Consider the following 19023-nt stretch of genomic DNA (forward strand, 5'->3'; position numbering starts at 1 on the left):
CGAACCTGGAGTATTTTGGCTTCAGCCAGCTTGATCAAAGGATCAAACTTAGTTTAAGAATCTGCCTCACTTAATGCCAGTAATTCCTCTCCTTCATTCACTTGAGCTCCTACAGTATAAAATATATCCAGTAAAATTCCGTCGGTGGGGGCATGAATGGTATGTTCCATTTTCATAGCTTCTAATACAATCAAGCGATCACCAGCTTTCACCTTTTCACCAATATTTTTTAAGATGGCGACCACCGTAGCTGGCATGGGCGCAGTGAGTTGCCCTTTATGAGCAGTGGTTTGGGTACCTAGGGTTTCCCAATTAAATCGTTCGATAGTAATTTGCCCTTGATTCGTATACAAGGTTAGGGATTCTTTTTCATTTTCAATTGTAGCGTGAAAATATTGTTTTTTTGTTTCAATATAAAGTTTATTCCCGACTAAATGTGCATGGATCACATGTTCGTACGTTTTGAATTGCACTTTAAACTGACTCTTATTAATTGGAGTAATAAAAGCTTCAATCAGCTCATCCTTATCTTTATAGCGCCATATCCAATGACTTGCTAATTGAGATTGCCAAGAAAACGTTTCTGCCAATAAGGGATCTTGTAAAGAACTTATATTGTGCAAATAATCAAAGCCTACAGCCATGAGTAGGGCGGTTTCTTTGTTTGGTATTGGGAGTTTTATTTCTTCTTTACTTAAAAAATCAGTACTGAGTTCTGCCTGTTTAAATTTAGGGTGTTGGCAAATAGCATGTAAAAATGGAATATTCGTTTTTACCCCACCAATAAAATATTGGGATAAAGCCTGTTCTAACCGAGATAATGCTTCATCCCGATCAGTTCCCCACACAATAAGCTTAGCGATCATGGGATCATAGTACATAGTAATTTGCGAGGAGATTTGTACTCCAGTATCTATGCGTATGCCATCCCCTGAAGATTCTTGCAAAAAATGTATTTGCCCTATTGAAGGGATGAAATCGTGATGCGGATCTTCAGCGTAGATGCGGCATTCTATTGCATGACCCTGTGCTTGAATTTTATCCTGTGACAAAGGTAAAGGTTCATTAGCAGCAATTTTTAATTGCCAGGCCACTAAATCAAGTCCCGTAATCATTTCCGTTACTGGATGTTCTACCTGCAATCGAGTATTCATTTCCATAAAATAGAATTGTTCTGAGCCATCTACTAAAAACTCAACGGTACCTGCACCACTGTATTTGATAGAGCGTGCTACTTCGCAAGCGGCCTCTGCAAGTTTTTGGCGTAATGTTGAAGATAAATTGGGTGCAGGGGCTTCTTCAATAATTTTTTGATGTCGACGTTGAATGGAACAATCGCGTTCGAATAAATGAACTACATTGCCATGATTATCAGCCATGATTTGCAATTCAACATGTCGAGGATGAAGAACTAGTTTTTCTATAATCATGGTGTCATCAGCAAAACTTGCCATGGACTCACGTTTGGCTCCCGCTAAGGCAGCACTAAACTCCGATTCCTGGTGAACCGCCCGCATCCCTTTCCCGCCACCACCATTTGCTGCTTTAATTAAGACAGGAAATCCTATTTTTTTTGCCTCAGTCAGCAATTTGTCTTCGGCCTGTTCACTGCCATGATAGCCAGGGGTTAAGGGCACTTTGGTTCGTTCCAGTAATTGTTTGGCTAATTGTTTGGATGCCATTGCTTCCATAGCTTCAATAGAAGGGCCAATAAATATAATACCCGCCTCCCTACATGCTTTGGCAAACTCAGGATTTTCAGATAAAAATCCATAACCAGGGTGAATGGCTTGTGCACCAGATTCCTTGGCAACCTGAATTATATTAGTGATATTGAGATAGCTGTCTTTAGCAGGTGCATCACCCACAAAATAAGCACTGTCAGCACTGCGTACATGCAAACTGTCTTTATCAACCGAGGAATAAATAGCCACTGTTTGAATGCCCATAGAACGAGCAGTTTTGATAATTCTGCACGCAATTTCACCGCGGTTGGCAATAAGAATTTTATTAAACATAGTGCCTCATTAATTTAACTTTTATATGCTCTCATCATTATCCAACGTAGTCCGAATGCTTTGTAGCTTGGTGCAGCGAAGCGAAACCCGGGAATAATAGGTCACCAATCCAGGGTTTCACTGAACCTTCACTAAGCCCTACATTAACATACTACGATTTTAGCGCCAATTAGGCGTTTCTTTCTTTAAGAATGCATTAAGCCCTTGTTGTCCTTCACTGGATACTCTTTTTTTAGCAATCAAAGATGCAGTGTAAGAGACAAGCTCTTCATTTATTTTTTTATGTGCTACATAACTTGTTAGTAGTTTGGATGCTTTGACTGCTTCAGGAGCATTACTGCTGATTTGTTTTGCGTAATTAAGCGTGAACTCCAACAATTTGTCTTCGGGAACACAATGTTGTACTAAATGCAACGACAATGCTTTAACTGCATCGAAAATTTCCGCGCTCATGAATAACGCTTTAGCGCTGCGCTCACCGATAGCTTGAACTACGTAAGGACTAATTACTGCGGGTATCAAACCTAATTTCACTTCCGAAAAACAAAAACGTGCTGATTCAGAGGCAATAGTAATGTCACATGCTGCAGCAAGTCCTGCGCCACCACCAAAAGCTGATCCGTGGACCATGGCTAAGGTCGGTTTGGGACTTTGATTTAATGTGAACATTAGCTTACCAAGTACCATTGCGTCTCGTAAATTTTCTTCTTCATTATACTGAGCCATGTTTTGCATCCAACCTAAATCAGCGCCTGCAGAAAAATGTTTTCCATTTGCCTTAAGGACAATAACTCGGACATTGGAATTGACAATTGCTGCATCAAGTTGGTGTTGCATTTCACTTAAAAGTTTATTATCAAAAGCGTTATGTTTGCTCACTCGATTTAGGGTGAGTAAACACAAGCGATCATGAATTTCGTACAACAAGTCGCTCATCAGTATGCTCCTTACATGCGAAATACGCCAAATCGGGTTGGCTCGATAGGATTATTTAATGCTGCTGATAAACCTAAACCTAATACTTTGCGTGTATCCTGTGGCGCAATGACTCCATCATCCCACAACCGAGCACTGGCATAATATGGATTTCCTTGCATTTCATATTGAGAACGCAATTGTTCTTTAAAGCGCTCTTCCTCAGCCCGAGGCCAATCGCTCCCTTGCTTGGCTAGTTTATCTCGATTTACTTGTGCTAAAACATTAGCTGCTTGTTCTCCACCCATTACTGAAATACGTGAGTTAGGCCAAGACCACATAAAATTAGGATTATAGGCACGCCCACACATGGCATAATTACCCGCTCCAAAACTACCGCCAACAATTACCGTAAATTTTGGAACATTTGCATTGGCCACTGCGGTCACCATTTTGGCACCATGTTTTGCAATACCCGAGGCTTCATATTTAGAACCAACCATAAAGCCGGTAATATTTTGCAGAAAGAGTAAAGGAATTTTACGTTGGCAACAGAGTTCGATAAAGTGGGTTCCTTTCAGGGCACTTTCACTAAACAAAATACCGTTGTTGGCAATTATTCCTATAGGATAACCATATAAATGTGCGAAGCCACAAACTAAAGTGGTACCAAAGAGGGCTTTAAACTCATCAAACTCTGAACCATCTACAATCCGTGCAATAATTTCACGAATATCAAAAGGTTTTCTCGGGTCAGCAGGGATGATGCCGTTAAGATCCTTACTGTCATAAAGTGGTTCAACGGTCTCAATACGCTTTAATTGTTGCGGTTTTTTGCGGTTCAAATGACTTATAGCGACACGTGCCAGATGAAGCGCATGGGCATCATCTTCTGCATAATGATCTGCTACACCTGAGTGCCGGCAATGGACTTCTGCACCACCTAATTCTTCTGCACTGATGACTTCGCCTGTCGCTGCTTTGACAAGAGGAGGGCCGCCAAGAAAAATCGTGGCTTGATTCTTCACCATAATAGATTCATCTGCCATGGCTGGAACATACGCACCCCCAGCAGTACAAGAACCCATTACTACTGCAATTTGAGGAATATTTTGCGCCGACATTTGTGCCTGATTGAAAAATATCCTCCCAAAATGATCACGGTCAGGGAATACTTCATCCTGATGAGGCAGATAAGCGCCTCCTGAATCTACTAAGTAAATGCAAGGTAAATGATTTATTAAAGCGATTTCTTGCGCTCTTAGATGTTTTTTTACCGTTAATGGATAATAAGTGCCGCCTTTTACAGTGGCATCATTGACCACAATGACACATTCAATGCCTGAAACCCAGCCAATTCCTGTAATTATCCCAGCAGCGGGAACCGCATCATCATAAACTTGATATGCTGCAAGCTGGGAAAGTTCAAGAAAAGGACTGCCAGGATCAAGAAGTTGTTGTAACCGTTCTCTTGGTAATAATTTACCATGTTTTAAATGACGAGCTCGTGCTTTTTCGTCGCCGCCTAAAGCAATGTGCTGAATTCGATTTTGTAATTCATCTACTAAGGCCTGCATAGCCGCCTGATTGGTCTTGAACTCTTGACTGCTTGTATTGATTTGACTGATTAATTTTGCCATGCCTATCCTCATCGTACCAAAATATCGCTTAAAACGATGATTGTCCAAATAATCCAGGTAATCGCAATAAAGTGAGGCATATCCCCACCTTTTATAAGCCTATAAGCAAGCGCCGGAATGGCAGTAATGATCAGAGGCAATAGGATAAGAACGAGAATTTTGCGAATCACCAGTCCCCAACCCGTTTGGCTGAATATAGGGGTTAATTTCAAATTAATATAGGTAAAAAATACATCAATGTAGACAATAATGAGGTGAGCGTATTTAGCAAAAAGGACTACTAAAATACTCATTAATAGGTAGATAAGACTGTGTCGTATCATGAACATCCTTTTTATTAAAGATCCCCCATCTCACAGATAGGGGATGTTTTCATTTTAAATTAATTCAATTGCCATTGCGGTTGCTTCACCACCACCAATACATAATGAAGCGACGCCACGTTTTTTCCCTTGATGTTTTAATGCGTGAATTAATGTTACTAAAATACGCGCGCCGGATGCCCCGATAGGGTGACCCAATGCACAAGCTCCGCCATGAATATTAACCTGTTCTGGATTTAATTCAAGTTGTGTCATAGCCGCCATTGTTACTACTGCAAATGCTTCATTTATTTCATAAAGATCTACATCATTTTGTTTCCAAGAGGCTTTATTCATGACCTTACGAATCGCATCTACAGGTGCTGTAGTAAACCACTCAGGGGCTTGCGAGTGGCTGGCATGGGCAACAATGCGAGCAATGGGCTTGATCCCGCGTTTTTCTGCTTGTCCAGCACTCATTAAAATTAGACTTGCTGCACCATCAGAGATGGAGCTTGAATTGGCTGCGGTAACGGTTCCGTCGGATTTAAAAGCGGGTTTTAATTGAGGTATCTTTGACATTTTTGTGGCATCAGGACCTTCATCTACAGACACAGTGATGTCACCCTTACGAGTATTGATAGTTACTGGGACAATCTCTTCTTTAAAGGCACCGTTTTCGATTGCTTGTAACGCTCTGCTCATGGAACGAGTAGCAAATTCGTCTTGTTGCTCTCTGCTAAAATTAAAGTGACTTGCTGTTGCTTCGGCAAAAACACCCATTAATTTCCCTCTATCATACGCATCTTCTAATCCATCCAAGAACATATGATCTTTTAATTCACCATGTCCTAATCTGTATCCTGAACGTGCTTTACTCAAGAGATAAGGTGCATTACTCATACTTTCCATCCCACTTGCAAGAACAATATTTGTAGTTCCTGCACGGATTAAATCATGAGCGAGCATCACGGCTTTCATTCCTGAGCCACACATTTTGTTGATTGTAGTTGCTCCTGAAGAATTGGGTAAACCTGCTTTAATTGCAGCTTGTCGCGCAGGAGCTTGACCAATTCCAGCTTGTAAAACACAACCACTAATTACTTCATCTATTTCAGCTGGGCTAATTCCTGCTTGAGATAGGGCAGCCACATGTGCAATTGCTCCTAATTCTGGAGCTGAAAGACCTGATAAATTGCCTAACATGCCCCCCATAGGTGTTCTTTTTGCTGCAACGATTACTATGTCATTCTGTTCCATTTTGATTCTTCCTTATGCTGTTTCTTTAAAAAGTTCTCGTCCAATAAGCATTCTTCTGATTTCAGAAGTACCAGCCCCTATTTCATACAATTTTGCATCACGCAGTAGGCGTCCTGTAGGATACTCATTGATATATCCATTACCACCAAGGATTTGTATTGCTTGTAATGCCATTTGGGTTGCTTTTTCAGCAGTGTATAAAATCACGCTTGCAGCATCTTTGCGACTAACCTTACCTTGATCACAAGCACGTGCAATGGCATATAAATATGCTCTTGAGGCACCCAGGTCGGTGTACATATCGGCTAATTTCCCTTGAATGAACTGAAATTCGCCTATAGGTTGTTCAAATTGTTTACGTTCATGTATATAAGGTAAAACAACATCCATACAAGCTTGCATAATCCCTACTGGGCCTGCGGCCAAAATAGTACGCTCATAATCAAGTCCACTCATTAATACTTTTACACCTTGATTCACTTCACCTAAAACCTGTTCCGCAGGGATTTCACATTGTTCAAATACCAATTCACAGGTATTTGAACCACGCATTCCTAGCTTGTCGAGTTTTTGAGCTGTTTTAAATCCGGGCATTCCTTTTTCAATCAGAAACGCAGTGATACCTTTACTCGCAGCCTGTTTATCGGTTTTGGCATAAACAACCAGAACATCGGCATCAGGCCCATTGGTGATCCACATTTTTGTGCCGTTGAGAATATATTTATCGCCTGCTGGACGAGCATGTAATTGCATACTGACCACATCGGAACCTGAGTTGGATTCACTCATAGCCAGTGCCCCAACATATTCTCCACTAATAAGTTTAGGCAGATATTTTTGCTTTTGCGAATGATTACCATTTAAATTAATTTGATTGACGCATAAATTGGAATGAGCCCCGTAGCTTAGGCCTATGGAAGCAGATGCTCGAGAAATTTCTTCCATAGCGATGACATGTGCAAGATATCCCATATTGGCACCACCATATTCTTCACTGGCAGTAATTCCTAGTAACCCCATATCTCCTAATTTTCGCCATAAATGATTTGGAAAAGTGTTACTTTCGTCAATTTGAGCAGCAAGTGGAGCAATTTCAGCACGAGCAAATTGGTAGACACTGTCGCGCAACATGTCGTAAGTTTCGCCGAGTTGGTAGTTCGGGCCTGTGTACATAGTGACTTCCTGTTGTTGTAATACCTCTCTGCACTAGATTTTAACGAGCAAAAAAAATTCATCTGTTAATGCAGAGTGGGTAGTCTGTTGATTTTTATAAATGTGTTAGACTATACCCAATCAAGTTGAAGATGCAAATAGAATTTCTCATATCTTTTTTGCAATGGAACAAGTTAAAGAAATGATTTGATGAACCCATTGAAATAAGCCTTGATGAAATCAGCTTTTTGGGGATTGACGGGCTTTGTTTAAGTTAAATAGGCAGGTTTAAATAATTATTTATTTTTACTATTCAATTTATAGAGTAATAAGTGTTTTATAAATGCTCCTTTACCTGATTTGAAAAATCGCCTAATCTTAAGCCAATGGAAAAACTACTGAGATTTTTGAGGTAGTTACAACCAAGTTTATGCGTTTAGTTTTATCTATTTAGGAGAGTCATACATGCGTAAATTAGTACTCTGGGGACATAGTGTTGATGAGTATCGTGAGATGTTTGATTTGTCTCAAGAGGATATGAATTCAAAGATACTGGAATATGGATGTGGTCCCAGTGCAGTAAACGCTCAACAATTCCAAGAAGCGCATCAAGCTGTAAGTTGTGATCCCTTGTTTGTTTTGGATAAAGATACCTTATCCTCCAAAGCAGTTATGATTTTTGCACAAATGGCCGATGAAGTAGGTAATCACCAAGAACAGTTCGACTTCAGTCGCTTTGGAAGTTTAGAACAATTGCTTGAGCATCGACGAAATGGAATGAAAAAATTTTTTGCTGATTATGAGCAAGGTAAGGCAGAGGGACGATATTATGGTGCAGCAGATTATCATTTGCCTTATCCCGATTTTTCTTTTGATTTTGCATTAAGTACGAATTACTTATTTGCAGACTTAGAAGATCAAACTGTTGAATTTCATTTAAATGTAATTCGTGAACTAGCCAGAGTAGCTAAGGATGTAAGAATCTTTCCCTTAAATGATATGGAGGGAAAAACTTCTGAGTTCTTAGGCCCTGTATTATTGGAACTCCAAAAACAGGGCTATGGTGTAGAAATTAGAGAAGTTGATTATCATTTGCATAAATCCGAAAGCGCTATGTTGCGTGTTTGGGCACAGAAATGTGATATTTAATTAAATACACCCTGGGTGAAGCGAAGCGAAACCCAGGGAAGAATCAACTCAAACCTGGGTTTCGCTTCGCTTCACCTAGGGCCAAAAGGTTTTTTATGTATTCGATGTTACGTCCTGTACTTTTTAGTATGGACCCCGAAAGGGCGCATACTCTTAGTTTGTCTGCTTTGCATTATATACCTAAGTTTTGTTTCAAAAAGATAAAGCCTAAACCTATTGAAGCCATGGGATTACAATTTCCCCATGTTGTTGGTTTGGCGGCCGGGTTGGATAAAAACGGCGAACATTTAGATGCATTAGCTAAACTAGGTTTTTCCTTTATTGAAATAGGTACGATCACCCCAAGACCCCAAATTGGTAATCCTCAACCACGATTGTTTCGTTTGACCGAGGCTCAGGCGATTATTAACCGTATGGGGTTTAATAATCAAGGTGTGGATGCGCTGGTGGACCATGTAAAAAGAGCACGTTATAAAGGAATCTTGGGTATTAATATTGGCAAAAATAAAGATACACCTTTGGAAGATGCTGCAAATGATTACATTCATTGTTTGGGTAAAGTATATGAGTATGCGTCCTATGTGACCATCAATATCTCTTCACCCAATACCCCCGATTTACGTCAATTGCAGCAAAAAGAATATTTTGCCAATTTATTGTCGCAAATTCAGGCTGAACAAACTAAATTGTCCGATAAATTTCAACGTCATGTACCTTTAGTGGTTAAGGTTTCCCCAGACGAAGATTCAGAAACATTAAAACAGATGACTGAAGTAATTCTACAGTATGGCATTGAAGGAATTATTGCGACGAATACAACCTGTTCTCGTGTAGGGGTAGCTCATTTATCAGATGCTAAGGAAACTGGGGGGTTAAGTGGTAAACCTTTATGGGGGTTATCTACCCAGTGTTTGCGTTTGCTCAAACAATATGTGGGAAATGATGTTAGCTTGATCGGAGTCGGAGGTATCGATAATTGTGATAGTGCTCAGGCTAAATTGGATGCTGGTGCTTCATTAATCCAGGTGTATACGAGTTTGATTTACAAAGGACCTGGTTTGATATATGAGCTATCAAAAGAATTAAAATGGTAATAATTTGACCTACGTAATCCTGATCTTTATCACGATGCACTGAGGATAAATATTTAGATGAAATGCATTACTAAAAATTTGGCAAGACAAATGGAGTCTTGCATCAAGCAAACCCATATAGAAGTAACCAAGCAGTATCCCGAAGGAAAGATATTGGAACTTAACGGAGGCGCTGCTTGTTTTTCAGGGACTGACTCTTATTTATCACAAGTAGTGGGGTGGGGATTTAATACCAAACCCACGAATTTTCGTTCGGAAATAGAGCGTATAGAGCTCTTTTATAAAGCATTGAACCATACTCGTGTAGATATTGAATTATGTCCTTTTGTGGGAAACGACCTTACAGTTTTTTTAAGCCAGCGTGGTTATTGCATCAGCGAATTAAACAATGTCTCAATATTAGATTTAAAAATATATCAGCCTTTTGACTGGGTTACCGAGCCTTTAATTATTAAAGAAATAAAACCTCATGAATTGAATGAATGGGCTAAAAAGGTTGCCTTGGGTTTTGATGCTCCTGAGGCAGAAGATCAATTTTCTCGTTATGTTCAATCAAAAGGGGTCAGTGCTTATGCAGTTTACGATCAGGAGGTCATTGTTGCAGGCGCTACGATAGCTATTCACGGGGATTTTTGTGATTTAGGGGTGACCAGCACTTTGCCCGCTTATCGAGAGAAAGGTTTACAAAAAAAATTACTTAAGGCTCGATTGAATCATGCCAAACAACAAGGCGTGTCTTGGGCAACAGTTACTACAGAGCCGGGAAGTGTTTCTGATTGTAACGTGCAAAAGATAGGTTTTCATTGTGCTTATACACGGATCAAAATGACCTTAGAATAACAGTTGATCTCCATCAATTTTTGAAACCCTTAGTTTAACCTAATAAATTTGGATGGACATAACTCACTTATAATCGAATTCCATATGCGGAACCACGAGGGTACATTTTTGTATTTTAAGGAATATTAGCACTTCCATGTAATAACAGTTACAATAACCCATGTTTCGATTGAGTTACTTGAGTCATGAAAAAGAAACTTACTGTTAAAACCAGCATTTTATACAAACGTTTATTAGCTTATGTGAAACCCTTTTGGCCCATTCTGGCGTTAGGTATTTTCGCTAACATTTTGTACTCCCTGATTGACGCTGGTTTTACATACATGATGCGTCCTTTTTTCGATAAAAGCTTTATTAATGTCGACATGGATTTCATTAAGAAAATTCCTTACATCGTTTTAATAGGAATTACTTTGAGAGGGCTTGTCAGTTCATTGGGTAGCTATTGTATGACCTGGGTTGCCCGCTCGGTAGTTAAAGTATTAAGAGAAAAGGTTTTTAATCATATTCTTCACTTACCTGCTGATTTTTATGACGAGGCCACTTCCGGACAAATGCTTTCCAAAATTCTGTATGACGTGGAACAAGTTGCGCAGGTTAGCGCCGATGCTTTGACGGATATTGTACAAAATATTTGTTTAATTATAGGTTTTCTCACCGTTATGATGGTAATTTGCTGGCAATTATCCCTCATGTTTTTGTTAACTATTCCCTTTGTAGGCATTATAGTGAACTACACCAATAAACGTGTACGCCGAATAAGTCATAAAGTACAAAAAACCATGGGGGAGGTTACTGAAATTGCCAGTGAAGCAATTGAGGGCTATAAAGTAGTGCGTATCTTCGGAGGGGCTACTTATGAGTCTGGAAAATTTTGTAAAGCTATAGAACATTCACGCCAAAATGATATGAAAGTTGCTGCAAGTAAGGCGCTGAATGTGTCTGGGGTACAAATTGTTATCGCGGTAGGCATCGCAGCAATCATTGCAGCAGCAATTCAATTATCTACAGTAGTGATTATTTCTGCAGGTTCATTTTTAGCAATTATTGCTGCAATGATACAACTCATTAAACCTATGAAAACCCTAACTACATTAAACGCTGTAATACAAAAAGGTTTGGCCGGTGCTGAAAGCGTATTCACCATGTTGGATCTGCCTATTGAAGAAGAACAAGGTATCGTTTTATCCCGGAGATCCAAGGGCACTCTTGAATTTAAGCATGTATCTTATGCATATAGAAAAGGCGAACAAATATTACATGATGTAAGTTTCACTGTGGAAGCAGGTCAAACGGTTGCATTGGTTGGTCATTCTGGAAGCGGTAAAACAACGATCGCCAGTTTATTACCTCGTTTTTACGAAGTAACCCAAGGCGTTATCACGTTGGATAAGACTCCTATTAATCAGATAAGTTTGCCCAGTTTGCGTGAACAAATGGCTTTAGTGAGTCAGAATGTTACTTTATTTAATGACACTTTAGCCAATAACATCGCATATGGTCGTTCGGACGTAAGTCGTCAACAAATTATTCATGCTGCCAAAATGGCTTTTGCTGATGAATTTATTATCCGTTTTCCCGAGGGTTATGATACGCGGATAGGTGAAAATGGTGTATTACTCTCTGGTGGCCAACGACAGAGAATAGCAATTGCACGTGCCATTCTAAAAGATGCCCCGATTTTAATTCTGGACGAAGCAACATCTGCTTTGGATAGTGAGTCAGAGCGATATATCCAAATCGCATTGGATGAAGTGATGAAAAATCGCACTACTCTGGTTATTGCGCATCGTTTATCGACAATTAAGCATGCGGATAAAATCATAGTAATGCAACACGGCCGTATTATAGAACAAGGTACTCATCAGGAGCTGCTTGATTTACAAGGCTATTATGCACAACTTCAAGGAATGCAGCACATAGATATGTTTCGTGAGAACGTGGTAGCCTGATGTCTATTTTCCTAAATAGGTTATGGTATGGTGACGAACATCCACTTCATTGGATCTTGCGTCCCTTGTCTTGGGGATACTCCGCCGTAGTTTCAGCGCGACGTTTTTTTTTGCAACGTTTTAGTCAAATAGACTGTCCGGTTCCTCTGATAGTTGTAGGTAATATAACGGTAGGAGGAGTAGGTAAAACCCCTTTAGTTATTGAATTGACCAAGAGAATACAGCAAAAAGGGTTACGAGTTGGTATCGTTAGCCGTGGATATGGGGCAGCGACCAAAAATTTCCCCTACGAAGTACATATTAATGATTCGGCTCTAAAAGTTGGAGACGAACCGTTACTCTTAGCCCAAAAGACCCAATGCCCAGTAGTAATTGCGCCCAAACGCACCGAGGCTGTACGGTATCTTTTAGAAAAACATCAAAGTCAAATTATTATTAGCGATGACGGGTTACAACACTATCGGATGGGAAGAGCTATTGAAATTGCCGTCATTGATGGGACGCGAGGCTTAGGCAATGGTCTTTGTTTGCCTGCGGGTCCACTGAGAGAGTCTGCGGCACGTCTGGAACAGGTAGATTTTATTGTAGTTAATGAAGGCAAATGGCATAAAGACTCAAAGACCTTATCTGCGAAAAAATCCTCTTCAAGATCGTTTCAAAAGAGTTCTAATACCTATTCAATGGTATTAAAACCTGGAAAAATTAGAAAATTAAGCACAGATGAGGAAATTGAGCCACCTCAAAATGAAAAATGGGAAGCGATTGCTGCGATTGGTAATCCCCAACGTTTTTATTCCACTTTGTTGCAATTAGGGATAGAATTCGATACCTGCTCTTATCCTGATCATTATCAGTTTAAGTCAGATGATTTGAATTATTCGAAATCACTTATTATTATGACGGAAAAAGATGCAGTGAAGTGCCGAGCATTCTGTTCGGATAATATGCATTATTTACCCGTAGAGGCTGTATTGGATGATGCATTTTGGGACGCATTGTGGTTACATCAACAGTTAAAAGGTTATTGCTGATTATGTTTGCTTGGATTCGCTGTTTTTTATTATTAATCATGTTCCCCATAAGTACAGGGCTGTTTGCATTTGAAATAGAACCAGTGCCGCAAATGATACAAGCTCTTGATCCTACGGTAGGAAGCTGGACATTTTCAGGTATGGTAAAAAATGAGAGCGGCGATCATTATGGCTATTTCTTTGAAATGCAGCGCCAAGGCTCAGATTTCCATACTAAAGCGGCATTAATTGATGGGCAAACAAATCAATTGGTCTTTTTTTATGAAGGCCAGGAGAAAATAGAACAATCTACATCGCTTGATTGGCATATTGGCTATTCCTTTATTCGTCACAACCCCATCAATGACAGCTGGGTTTTTGGTGTTAAAGCAGCAGATAAGAAAGGCTTTAATTTCAAGGTGGATATGTTAAAGCAAGCAAATAATGCCAATGAATCGATATTGCGTCCTGGGGTTAAACTTCAAGTGTTACAGACCAGTCAGCTCAACGGACATGTCCGTATTGATGAAAAAGAGCAATTTGTTACCGGGAATAAAGCCTGGTTTGGTAAATTAGTATTAAACGATGTGCAGAAAGACACCCATGATATCAGCACAACTTTTTGCCGCTTAAACGATGATAACGGATTTTACTCGGCAAACCTTAAAGAAAAGGATGCAACCAGTGCTGCTGTTGCAGGTTGGCTTGATCCATTAGGTAATAAAGTAAAAATGTCCCAATTTGTTGCTTTAAAGCCTTTAAAAGATGATCAGTGCATGCTTAGTATTGGTCTACCTAAATTGCACCTCACTCTAATTAATACCCTAAAGATGAACGATCCAGCACAACATACAGTTGCAGGGTTCTCTAAAGAAGGTCGAGAGGGTTTTTGTTTTGTAACACAACAATCATTTTTAAAAAACCAACCGAATGAAGTCAGTGTGAATCAAGATAAGATTACGGCGTGAGCTATTTACTCTGTAACCTGGGTGCTTTTAGCGTATTCTTGGTATGAAGAACTTCAAATCCCGGGATTCCGTCGCGCAACAACCAGGTTACATTCTGGGTATTGAAGGCTCTTGTCTTTGTAAAGTCCGTTCTTTGTCTTTATCCCATTGAGCTGGCAGCTTTTTCAATCGTTCTTTTACGTTAGGAGCCAGTTCAGGGAGAACTCTTTTTGGAAGCGGTTTTTTATCTACTTCGGGAGCATTTAATGCACCCAGCATCATTCCAGATGAGTCACGTTTTGCCAGATGAGGGTCTGATTGTTCTTCTAATTCGCGGGCATATTTAGGATCTACAATCCACATAGCATCCGATAGTGCGGGGATACACATATTCGGCTTATCATTAACCCACCAACCTAAATCACTCATGGCTGCACGTACATAATCTGCATCATCGTTTTCTTCATCAAGTGCATAGCTTAGTATCGTCATGAGTGCTTTTCCTGGATTCTTATACTCAATTGGAAGTTTCGCATTTGAATTTAAGAAACTAAACCAACCAGGGTTTAATTTTTCATGGTACTTTTGTGCAAATTGTTTACATAATAGTTCGGCACTTTGTTCTGGAGGTGCTGAGAGGTTATATTTACCCAAACCTTCCGGACTTTTGTAGTATTCAGACATCAATAAAGCATGCATCGTAGCAGTTGGATGTACGTCATCCCAAAACATGTGTCCTTCGCCTGGGGAAACACCGCCAGGTTTTATGGTAATATTGTGTGATTTTGCATATTCCAGGTAAGGTTCTCTAAGTTTATCTTGTTCGAAGTATTCAGAATATTCGGAATCTTTACCATTCGCACGAACATCTTCATAAACTTTAGTAAAGACAGTATTAATATCAAAAAGATCCATTGAACATTTAGGATTCTCTTGTTTTAATTGTTCAAATTTTTTATTTAGTTTCTTATTAAAATATTCTGAAATTCTGTGAGCTTCAGCTTCTTTATCCGTACCTTTGAAACGTGGGGTGAGGGATAAATCGGGCAAGTTACATAAAACAAAATTGGTATAGCCATTTGCCATTAATTTTTTAATGTTCTCTATAGTACTTTGAACAGCAAGATCAGCGGCTCTGTCTGTCATGTCCGAATTAGCCGTAATTAAATCATTTGCTCCAGAAAACAAGGTGACTAGTGTTTTTTTCTTTTGCTCAGTAGTAACTTCCTGTTTTTCATTATCTACCAAAAATTCTTTTATCTCCTTTGATAAGCTGGAGATAAGGAGGCGGGTAAAAAAAAGTTTTAGCGCGGTGAGCGGGGAAAATATTGAAAGTAGGGTAAATTCCCAGCTGTAATCATGGGAAGTGGCACCACCTTGACTGTAATTTGCAAAGAAACTCCGGCCGTTAAATTGAGCTGTGCGGCCATTATCGAGTGAATAATAGTCTTGAACATATTGCCTATAACTAGAATCCGATATTAATTTATCTGATATATCATCTGAAGATTCTTGTAATGAAGCCTTGGTGAGCAGCTTTTCTTTCCGCTGTTTTAGTACATCTTTTTTGTATCGATTCGCGAGGGCAGCATCAGCCAAATCTGCATTATCAAGTGCATATCGGGGTTTTTTTTCGGTTTCTGAGATATTTTCTCGCTTTGCCCTGAATAAATGGGCTATTTCTCTATCCTTTGCTTGTTTTTTCCTTTTCACTTCATTGGATTCAGCGGTTACTGCGTCCAAAGTGTATTTCTTTCGTTGGAAATGTGATTGAGAAAGAATATCATCACTGATATCTGCATTATCCAGGTTATATTTTCCAAACCGATGTTCAGAATCTTTCTTTATTTTGTCGTCATTAATAAATTTACTAATGAGCGTTGCTCGCAGCACATCGGCCCAAGTATAACCATTGGTAAAACGTTCTTTAGGAGACTGGTCTAATTTTAATATTTTGCGCCACAGTTCACTTACTACGGAACCGAGTGAAGAGAACTTTTCACCCATATTTTTACCATCAGAAAGGCTGTCGCCAAATACGACAAAGTAACTTATTTCTTTTGGAGCAGACTCAAGGGATTTAATAAATTCTTTAGAAGTCGCCATATAAAATATCAACATACTGGGCAATATTTGTTATTTTATAGATAAATTATTAAGGTTTTATTAATCAAGCAAGAATTACTGAATAGAGCGGGTTTCTAAAAATAAAAAGGAGAAAAATGAAATTATTTTGCCGCTTAAATCTCTTTTTCGGGAAGAAGTTGTGACAGTGCGCTGGCAATTATTAATGCAGCAGGAATAATTAATAGAGTCAGTTGATAATCGGCTAGGGTATGAAGATTTGTGTCGCCTTTAGAGAAATCCAGCAAATAGCCTACCAAAGGTTGCAAAAGAGGGGCTGAAGCCATTGCTAAGGTGTTGGTAAACCCTGTACAAGCAGAGAGCGACTCTGGTGGGGATAGTTCATTCGCAATAGTAAATGCAAGCATATACGCGCCGCAACAAAGCCCAATTGCAAACAAAAGTACTCCAATAAGGAAAATGGAGTGTGTGGGGATGAAAAGAACAAAAATAAATAAAATGGCAGTAGATAAACATGAAATGTGAATTAGGGGTTTGCGTTTAGGTAGATGAATGGAAAGCCAGCCGTAAATAGGACAACTTAAACCGGCTCCTAATAAAATCATGGATGTAAGTATACTGGCAGTTTCCAGAGAGCAGTTTAATTTTAATTGCAGGAAAGGTACGGCCCACATTGCAGCAAAAACAGTGATAACAGAAAACTCCAGACCCACAAATAATCCGTTAATCCATACTAATTTATTTTTTAACATAAGGAGCAAATGGTTTTTATACTGTTTAGAATTAGTAATAACGGGTTTATTACTTGGAATGAAAATTGAGCATAAAAAAGCAATTAAAAGGCCGATGATACCACTTCCTGCAAGAAAATAATGCCAGCTAATCCGAGATATCTGTGAACCCATTCCAATCATGCAGACTACCGTAACAGTAAATCCTAGAGTTTCTGTAAGCCCAATCATAAATGCATATAGCCTTAGAGGGTAATGTTGGCGCAGTACACGAGTCATACCTACAAAAGCAAAAGCAGAGCCGCCACCGATAATGAGCCGTCCAAGAAAGAGTACAAATAAGTTATATCCTGTAGAAAATAACAAACAACCTACGGCACATAATAAGGCGTTTAAGGACAATAAAGTTCGCGTATTGTATCGATCAAAAAGCAGGCCTACGGGAATTTGCATTGTGGTATACACATAATAAAAAGCGCTACTTAATAGTCCAGCAGTGAATGCAGTGAGTTGTTTTTCCTGCATTATAGCGCCAATAATAATTCCTGAAGATAATTGCAAGAAAAATTGAAATAAGAGAAAAAATACACTGACCAACCATATAGTGGTTCTTTTTGAGCTGTTTGTAGGTGTTGAGGCCAATGAATTCATTAATTCTGTTTAAGAAAAAAGGCGAAATATATAGCATCATGGAGAAAGTGTAAATTTATTTTAAAAAATGAGAGCACTTTTATGGGTGTAATTAAACTTTAGTCTGGATGCAGTGCAGTTAGCTTCGTATTTAAGTTAAAAATTAATTCCCCCGCAATGGGATAACCCACCCTATTAATACAACCAGGTTTTGATCGTATCTAAGGAAAATGAATGGTAGGTGCACCAACGCGCAATAATATTTTTATCTAATGTGGAAGATATTCCATGGACCTCATGAGTTAATTGTTTTGTAAGAAGTCCTATTGCAGCAAGGTTATGAAGGTAAAATTCGGGATCAATATATTTCATCGGTGTGGGTTCATTAAGTACAAAATTAATTGGCATTTTATGATTTAAAACCTCATCGTCACTAAAGTGAGGACCAAATTCATCATAGATTCCTAAGTTGGCGAGAATTTTTCCGCTAAACCAGGAGTGGGGATAATTGCTCATCACTGCTTTTTCTCCAGTTGCGGTCACAACCACATTTGCTTCCATTAATGCACGCTCTAACACACTGAAATCATCAGGAGCAATTGCTTTCATACCTAAGTTTTGGGCTGAATTTCGCTGGTTTTCATTCGGATCAACCACTACAACTGGAACTTTATTCTGAGTGCAGAAAAAGGCAAGCCCACGACCAATTTTTCCGAATCCAAAAATAACCCAGGAGGTTTCAGCGGGATTAATTCCTGTCAGTTGTGCCAGAGCCATATGACTGCTTTCAGCACATCCAAAAACTGTCTCGAGCTGTTTTGTCTTCGTACGATCCACACTAATCACAGGAAAATTAAGTGAAAGTTGTCGGTAAAATTGATCTCCAGAAGCAGTCAATTCAATCGCACCTATTTTAGGTTTTCCCAGGAATTGATAAAGCTGCGCACCACAATCGAAATATAGATCAAATGTTTCTCCAACAAGTTCCCCTGGATCTTCTATATATCGGATTGTGGCTTCATTCAAAGAGGATACCGCTTGGGGATGAGCACGACAGAAGTTCGTAGGATTGGTTACTGTCACATCAGCACCTGCTGCGAGTAAGCAGGTTATTTTTAATAAGGTATTTGTTACTACCGGAACATGATGAGCTACTCTTAATCCAGCCAAAGGCCGTGTAGTACTCCATTCTGCAAGTTGTTCATGCATAAAAGGAGCTTCTGTGAGGGGATATTTTTGAAAGATCTTTTTTAGTGCGTCATGCATCATCATATTTCGAGAAATAGTAAAGAAGGCTC

Annotated in this window: 15 protein-coding genes; 6 read left to right on the forward strand and 9 right to left on the reverse strand. The window is 39.3% G+C overall.

Annotated elements, in window-relative coordinates; translation table 11 throughout:
* Positions 1–53 precede the first annotated feature (53 nt).
* From HBNCFIEN_RS06370 to HBNCFIEN_RS06395, 6 genes are all read right to left on the reverse strand, one after another.
* Positions 54–2018, reverse strand: coding sequence for an acetyl-CoA carboxylase biotin carboxylase subunit (locus HBNCFIEN_RS06370; RefSeq protein ID WP_182393226.1), 1965 nt, complete (start codon positions 2016–2018; stop codon positions 54–56).
* Between the two features lie 159 nt (positions 2019–2177).
* The gene (locus HBNCFIEN_RS06375) at positions 2178–2954 is read right to left on the reverse strand and encodes an enoyl-CoA hydratase-related protein (RefSeq protein ID WP_182393227.1); all 777 of its coding nucleotides are present in this window, start codon (positions 2952–2954) and stop codon (positions 2178–2180) included.
* 11 nt (positions 2955–2965) lie between these two features.
* A complete protein-coding gene (locus HBNCFIEN_RS06380) occupies positions 2966–4573 on the reverse strand; it encodes a carboxyl transferase domain-containing protein (RefSeq protein ID WP_182393228.1) in 1608 nt (535 codons plus the stop codon).
* 8 nt (positions 4574–4581) lie between these two features.
* The gene (locus HBNCFIEN_RS06385; RefSeq protein ID WP_182393229.1) at positions 4582–4896 is read right to left on the reverse strand and encodes a hypothetical protein; all 315 of its coding nucleotides are present in this window, start codon (positions 4894–4896) and stop codon (positions 4582–4584) included.
* Between the two features lie 54 nt (positions 4897–4950).
* Positions 4951–6135: an acetyl-CoA C-acyltransferase gene (locus HBNCFIEN_RS06390; protein ID WP_182393230.1), complete on the reverse strand. Its 1185-nt coding sequence runs from the start codon at positions 6133–6135 to the stop codon at positions 4951–4953.
* A 12-nt stretch (positions 6136–6147) separates the two neighbouring features.
* Complete coding sequence (locus tag HBNCFIEN_RS06395; RefSeq protein WP_182393231.1) at positions 6148–7308, reverse strand: isovaleryl-CoA dehydrogenase; 1161 nt, start codon at positions 7306–7308, stop codon at positions 6148–6150.
* Positions 7309–7752: 444 nt separating this feature from the next.
* On the opposite strand from HBNCFIEN_RS06395, the gene HBNCFIEN_RS06400 reads away from it, so the two are divergent.
* The 6 genes from HBNCFIEN_RS06400 to HBNCFIEN_RS06425 all read left to right on the forward strand — a co-directional run bounded on the left by HBNCFIEN_RS06400 (position 7753) and on the right by HBNCFIEN_RS06425 (position 14300).
* Positions 7753–8436, forward strand: coding sequence for a hypothetical protein (locus HBNCFIEN_RS06400; protein WP_182393232.1), 684 nt, complete (start codon positions 7753–7755; stop codon positions 8434–8436).
* Positions 8437–8531: 95 nt separating this feature from the next.
* A complete protein-coding gene (locus tag HBNCFIEN_RS06405) occupies positions 8532–9530 on the forward strand; it encodes a quinone-dependent dihydroorotate dehydrogenase (protein ID WP_182393233.1) in 999 nt (332 codons plus the stop codon).
* Positions 9531–9587: 57 nt separating this feature from the next.
* Positions 9588–10370 (forward strand): GNAT family N-acetyltransferase, encoded by a 783-nt coding sequence (locus HBNCFIEN_RS06410; protein ID WP_182393234.1) that lies wholly within the window; start codon positions 9588–9590, stop codon positions 10368–10370.
* A 185-nt stretch (positions 10371–10555) separates the two neighbouring features.
* The gene (gene msbA, locus HBNCFIEN_RS06415) at positions 10556–12322 is read left to right on the forward strand and encodes a lipid A export permease/ATP-binding protein MsbA (protein ID WP_182393235.1); all 1767 of its coding nucleotides are present in this window, start codon (positions 10556–10558) and stop codon (positions 12320–12322) included.
* Positions 12322–13353 carry a tetraacyldisaccharide 4'-kinase gene (gene lpxK / locus HBNCFIEN_RS06420; RefSeq protein WP_182393236.1) on the forward strand — a complete coding sequence of 344 codons (1032 nt, stop codon included), beginning with the start codon at positions 12322–12324 and terminating at the stop codon, positions 13351–13353. The genes msbA and lpxK overlap by 1 nt, the downstream gene beginning before the upstream one ends.
* A gap of 2 nt (positions 13354–13355) precedes the next feature.
* Positions 13356–14300 (forward strand): hypothetical protein, encoded by a 945-nt coding sequence (locus HBNCFIEN_RS06425; protein ID WP_182393237.1) that lies wholly within the window; start codon positions 13356–13358, stop codon positions 14298–14300.
* Between the two features lie 87 nt (positions 14301–14387).
* On the opposite strand, the gene HBNCFIEN_RS06430 is transcribed toward HBNCFIEN_RS06425, so the two are convergent.
* The 3 genes from HBNCFIEN_RS06430 to HBNCFIEN_RS06440 all read right to left on the reverse strand — a co-directional run bounded on the left by HBNCFIEN_RS06430 (position 14388) and on the right by HBNCFIEN_RS06440 (position 18991).
* On the reverse strand, positions 14388–16385 hold the full coding sequence (locus HBNCFIEN_RS06430; RefSeq protein WP_182393238.1) for an SGNH/GDSL hydrolase family protein: 1998 nt from the start codon (positions 16383–16385) through the stop codon (positions 14388–14390).
* Between the two features lie 134 nt (positions 16386–16519).
* A complete protein-coding gene (locus HBNCFIEN_RS06435; RefSeq protein WP_182393239.1) occupies positions 16520–17746 on the reverse strand; it encodes an MFS transporter in 1227 nt (408 codons plus the stop codon).
* Between the two features lie 174 nt (positions 17747–17920).
* The gene (locus tag HBNCFIEN_RS06440) at positions 17921–18991 is read right to left on the reverse strand and encodes an NAD-binding protein (protein WP_182393630.1); all 1071 of its coding nucleotides are present in this window, start codon (positions 18989–18991) and stop codon (positions 17921–17923) included.
* Between the last annotated feature and the right edge of the window lie 32 nt (positions 18992–19023).

The organism is Legionella sp. PC997, from assembly GCF_014109825.1.
Taxonomy (GTDB): domain Bacteria; phylum Pseudomonadota; class Gammaproteobacteria; order Legionellales; family Legionellaceae; genus Legionella.

Coding starts and splice junctions, on each gene's coding strand:
- HBNCFIEN_RS06425 (WP_182393237.1), top strand. CDS start 13,356: ATGTTTGCTTGGATTCGCTGTTTTTTATTATTAATCATGTTCCCCATA.
- HBNCFIEN_RS06395 (WP_182393231.1), bottom strand. CDS start 7,308: ATGTACACAGGCCCGAACTACCAACTCGGCGAAACTTACGACATGTTG.
- lpxK (WP_182393236.1), top strand. CDS start 12,322: ATGTCTATTTTCCTAAATAGGTTATGGTATGGTGACGAACATCCACTT.
- HBNCFIEN_RS06435 (WP_182393239.1), bottom strand. CDS start 17,746: ATGAATTCATTGGCCTCAACACCTACAAACAGCTCAAAAAGAACCACT.
- msbA (WP_182393235.1), top strand. CDS start 10,556: ATGAAAAAGAAACTTACTGTTAAAACCAGCATTTTATACAAACGTTTA.
- HBNCFIEN_RS06405 (WP_182393233.1), top strand. CDS start 8,532: ATGTATTCGATGTTACGTCCTGTACTTTTTAGTATGGACCCCGAAAGG.
- HBNCFIEN_RS06385 (WP_182393229.1), bottom strand. CDS start 4,896: ATGATACGACACAGTCTTATCTACCTATTAATGAGTATTTTAGTAGTC.
- HBNCFIEN_RS06440 (WP_182393630.1), bottom strand. CDS start 18,991: ATGCATGACGCACTAAAAAAGATCTTTCAAAAATATCCCCTCACAGAA.
- HBNCFIEN_RS06410 (WP_182393234.1), top strand. CDS start 9,588: ATGAAATGCATTACTAAAAATTTGGCAAGACAAATGGAGTCTTGCATC.
- HBNCFIEN_RS06375 (WP_182393227.1), bottom strand. CDS start 2,954: ATGAGCGACTTGTTGTACGAAATTCATGATCGCTTGTGTTTACTCACC.
- HBNCFIEN_RS06430 (WP_182393238.1), bottom strand. CDS start 16,385: ATGGCGACTTCTAAAGAATTTATTAAATCCCTTGAGTCTGCTCCAAAA.
- HBNCFIEN_RS06370 (WP_182393226.1), bottom strand. CDS start 2,018: ATGTTTAATAAAATTCTTATTGCCAACCGCGGTGAAATTGCGTGCAGA.
- HBNCFIEN_RS06380 (WP_182393228.1), bottom strand. CDS start 4,573: ATGGCAAAATTAATCAGTCAAATCAATACAAGCAGTCAAGAGTTCAAG.
- HBNCFIEN_RS06400 (WP_182393232.1), top strand. CDS start 7,753: ATGCGTAAATTAGTACTCTGGGGACATAGTGTTGATGAGTATCGTGAG.
- HBNCFIEN_RS06390 (WP_182393230.1), bottom strand. CDS start 6,135: ATGGAACAGAATGACATAGTAATCGTTGCAGCAAAAAGAACACCTATG.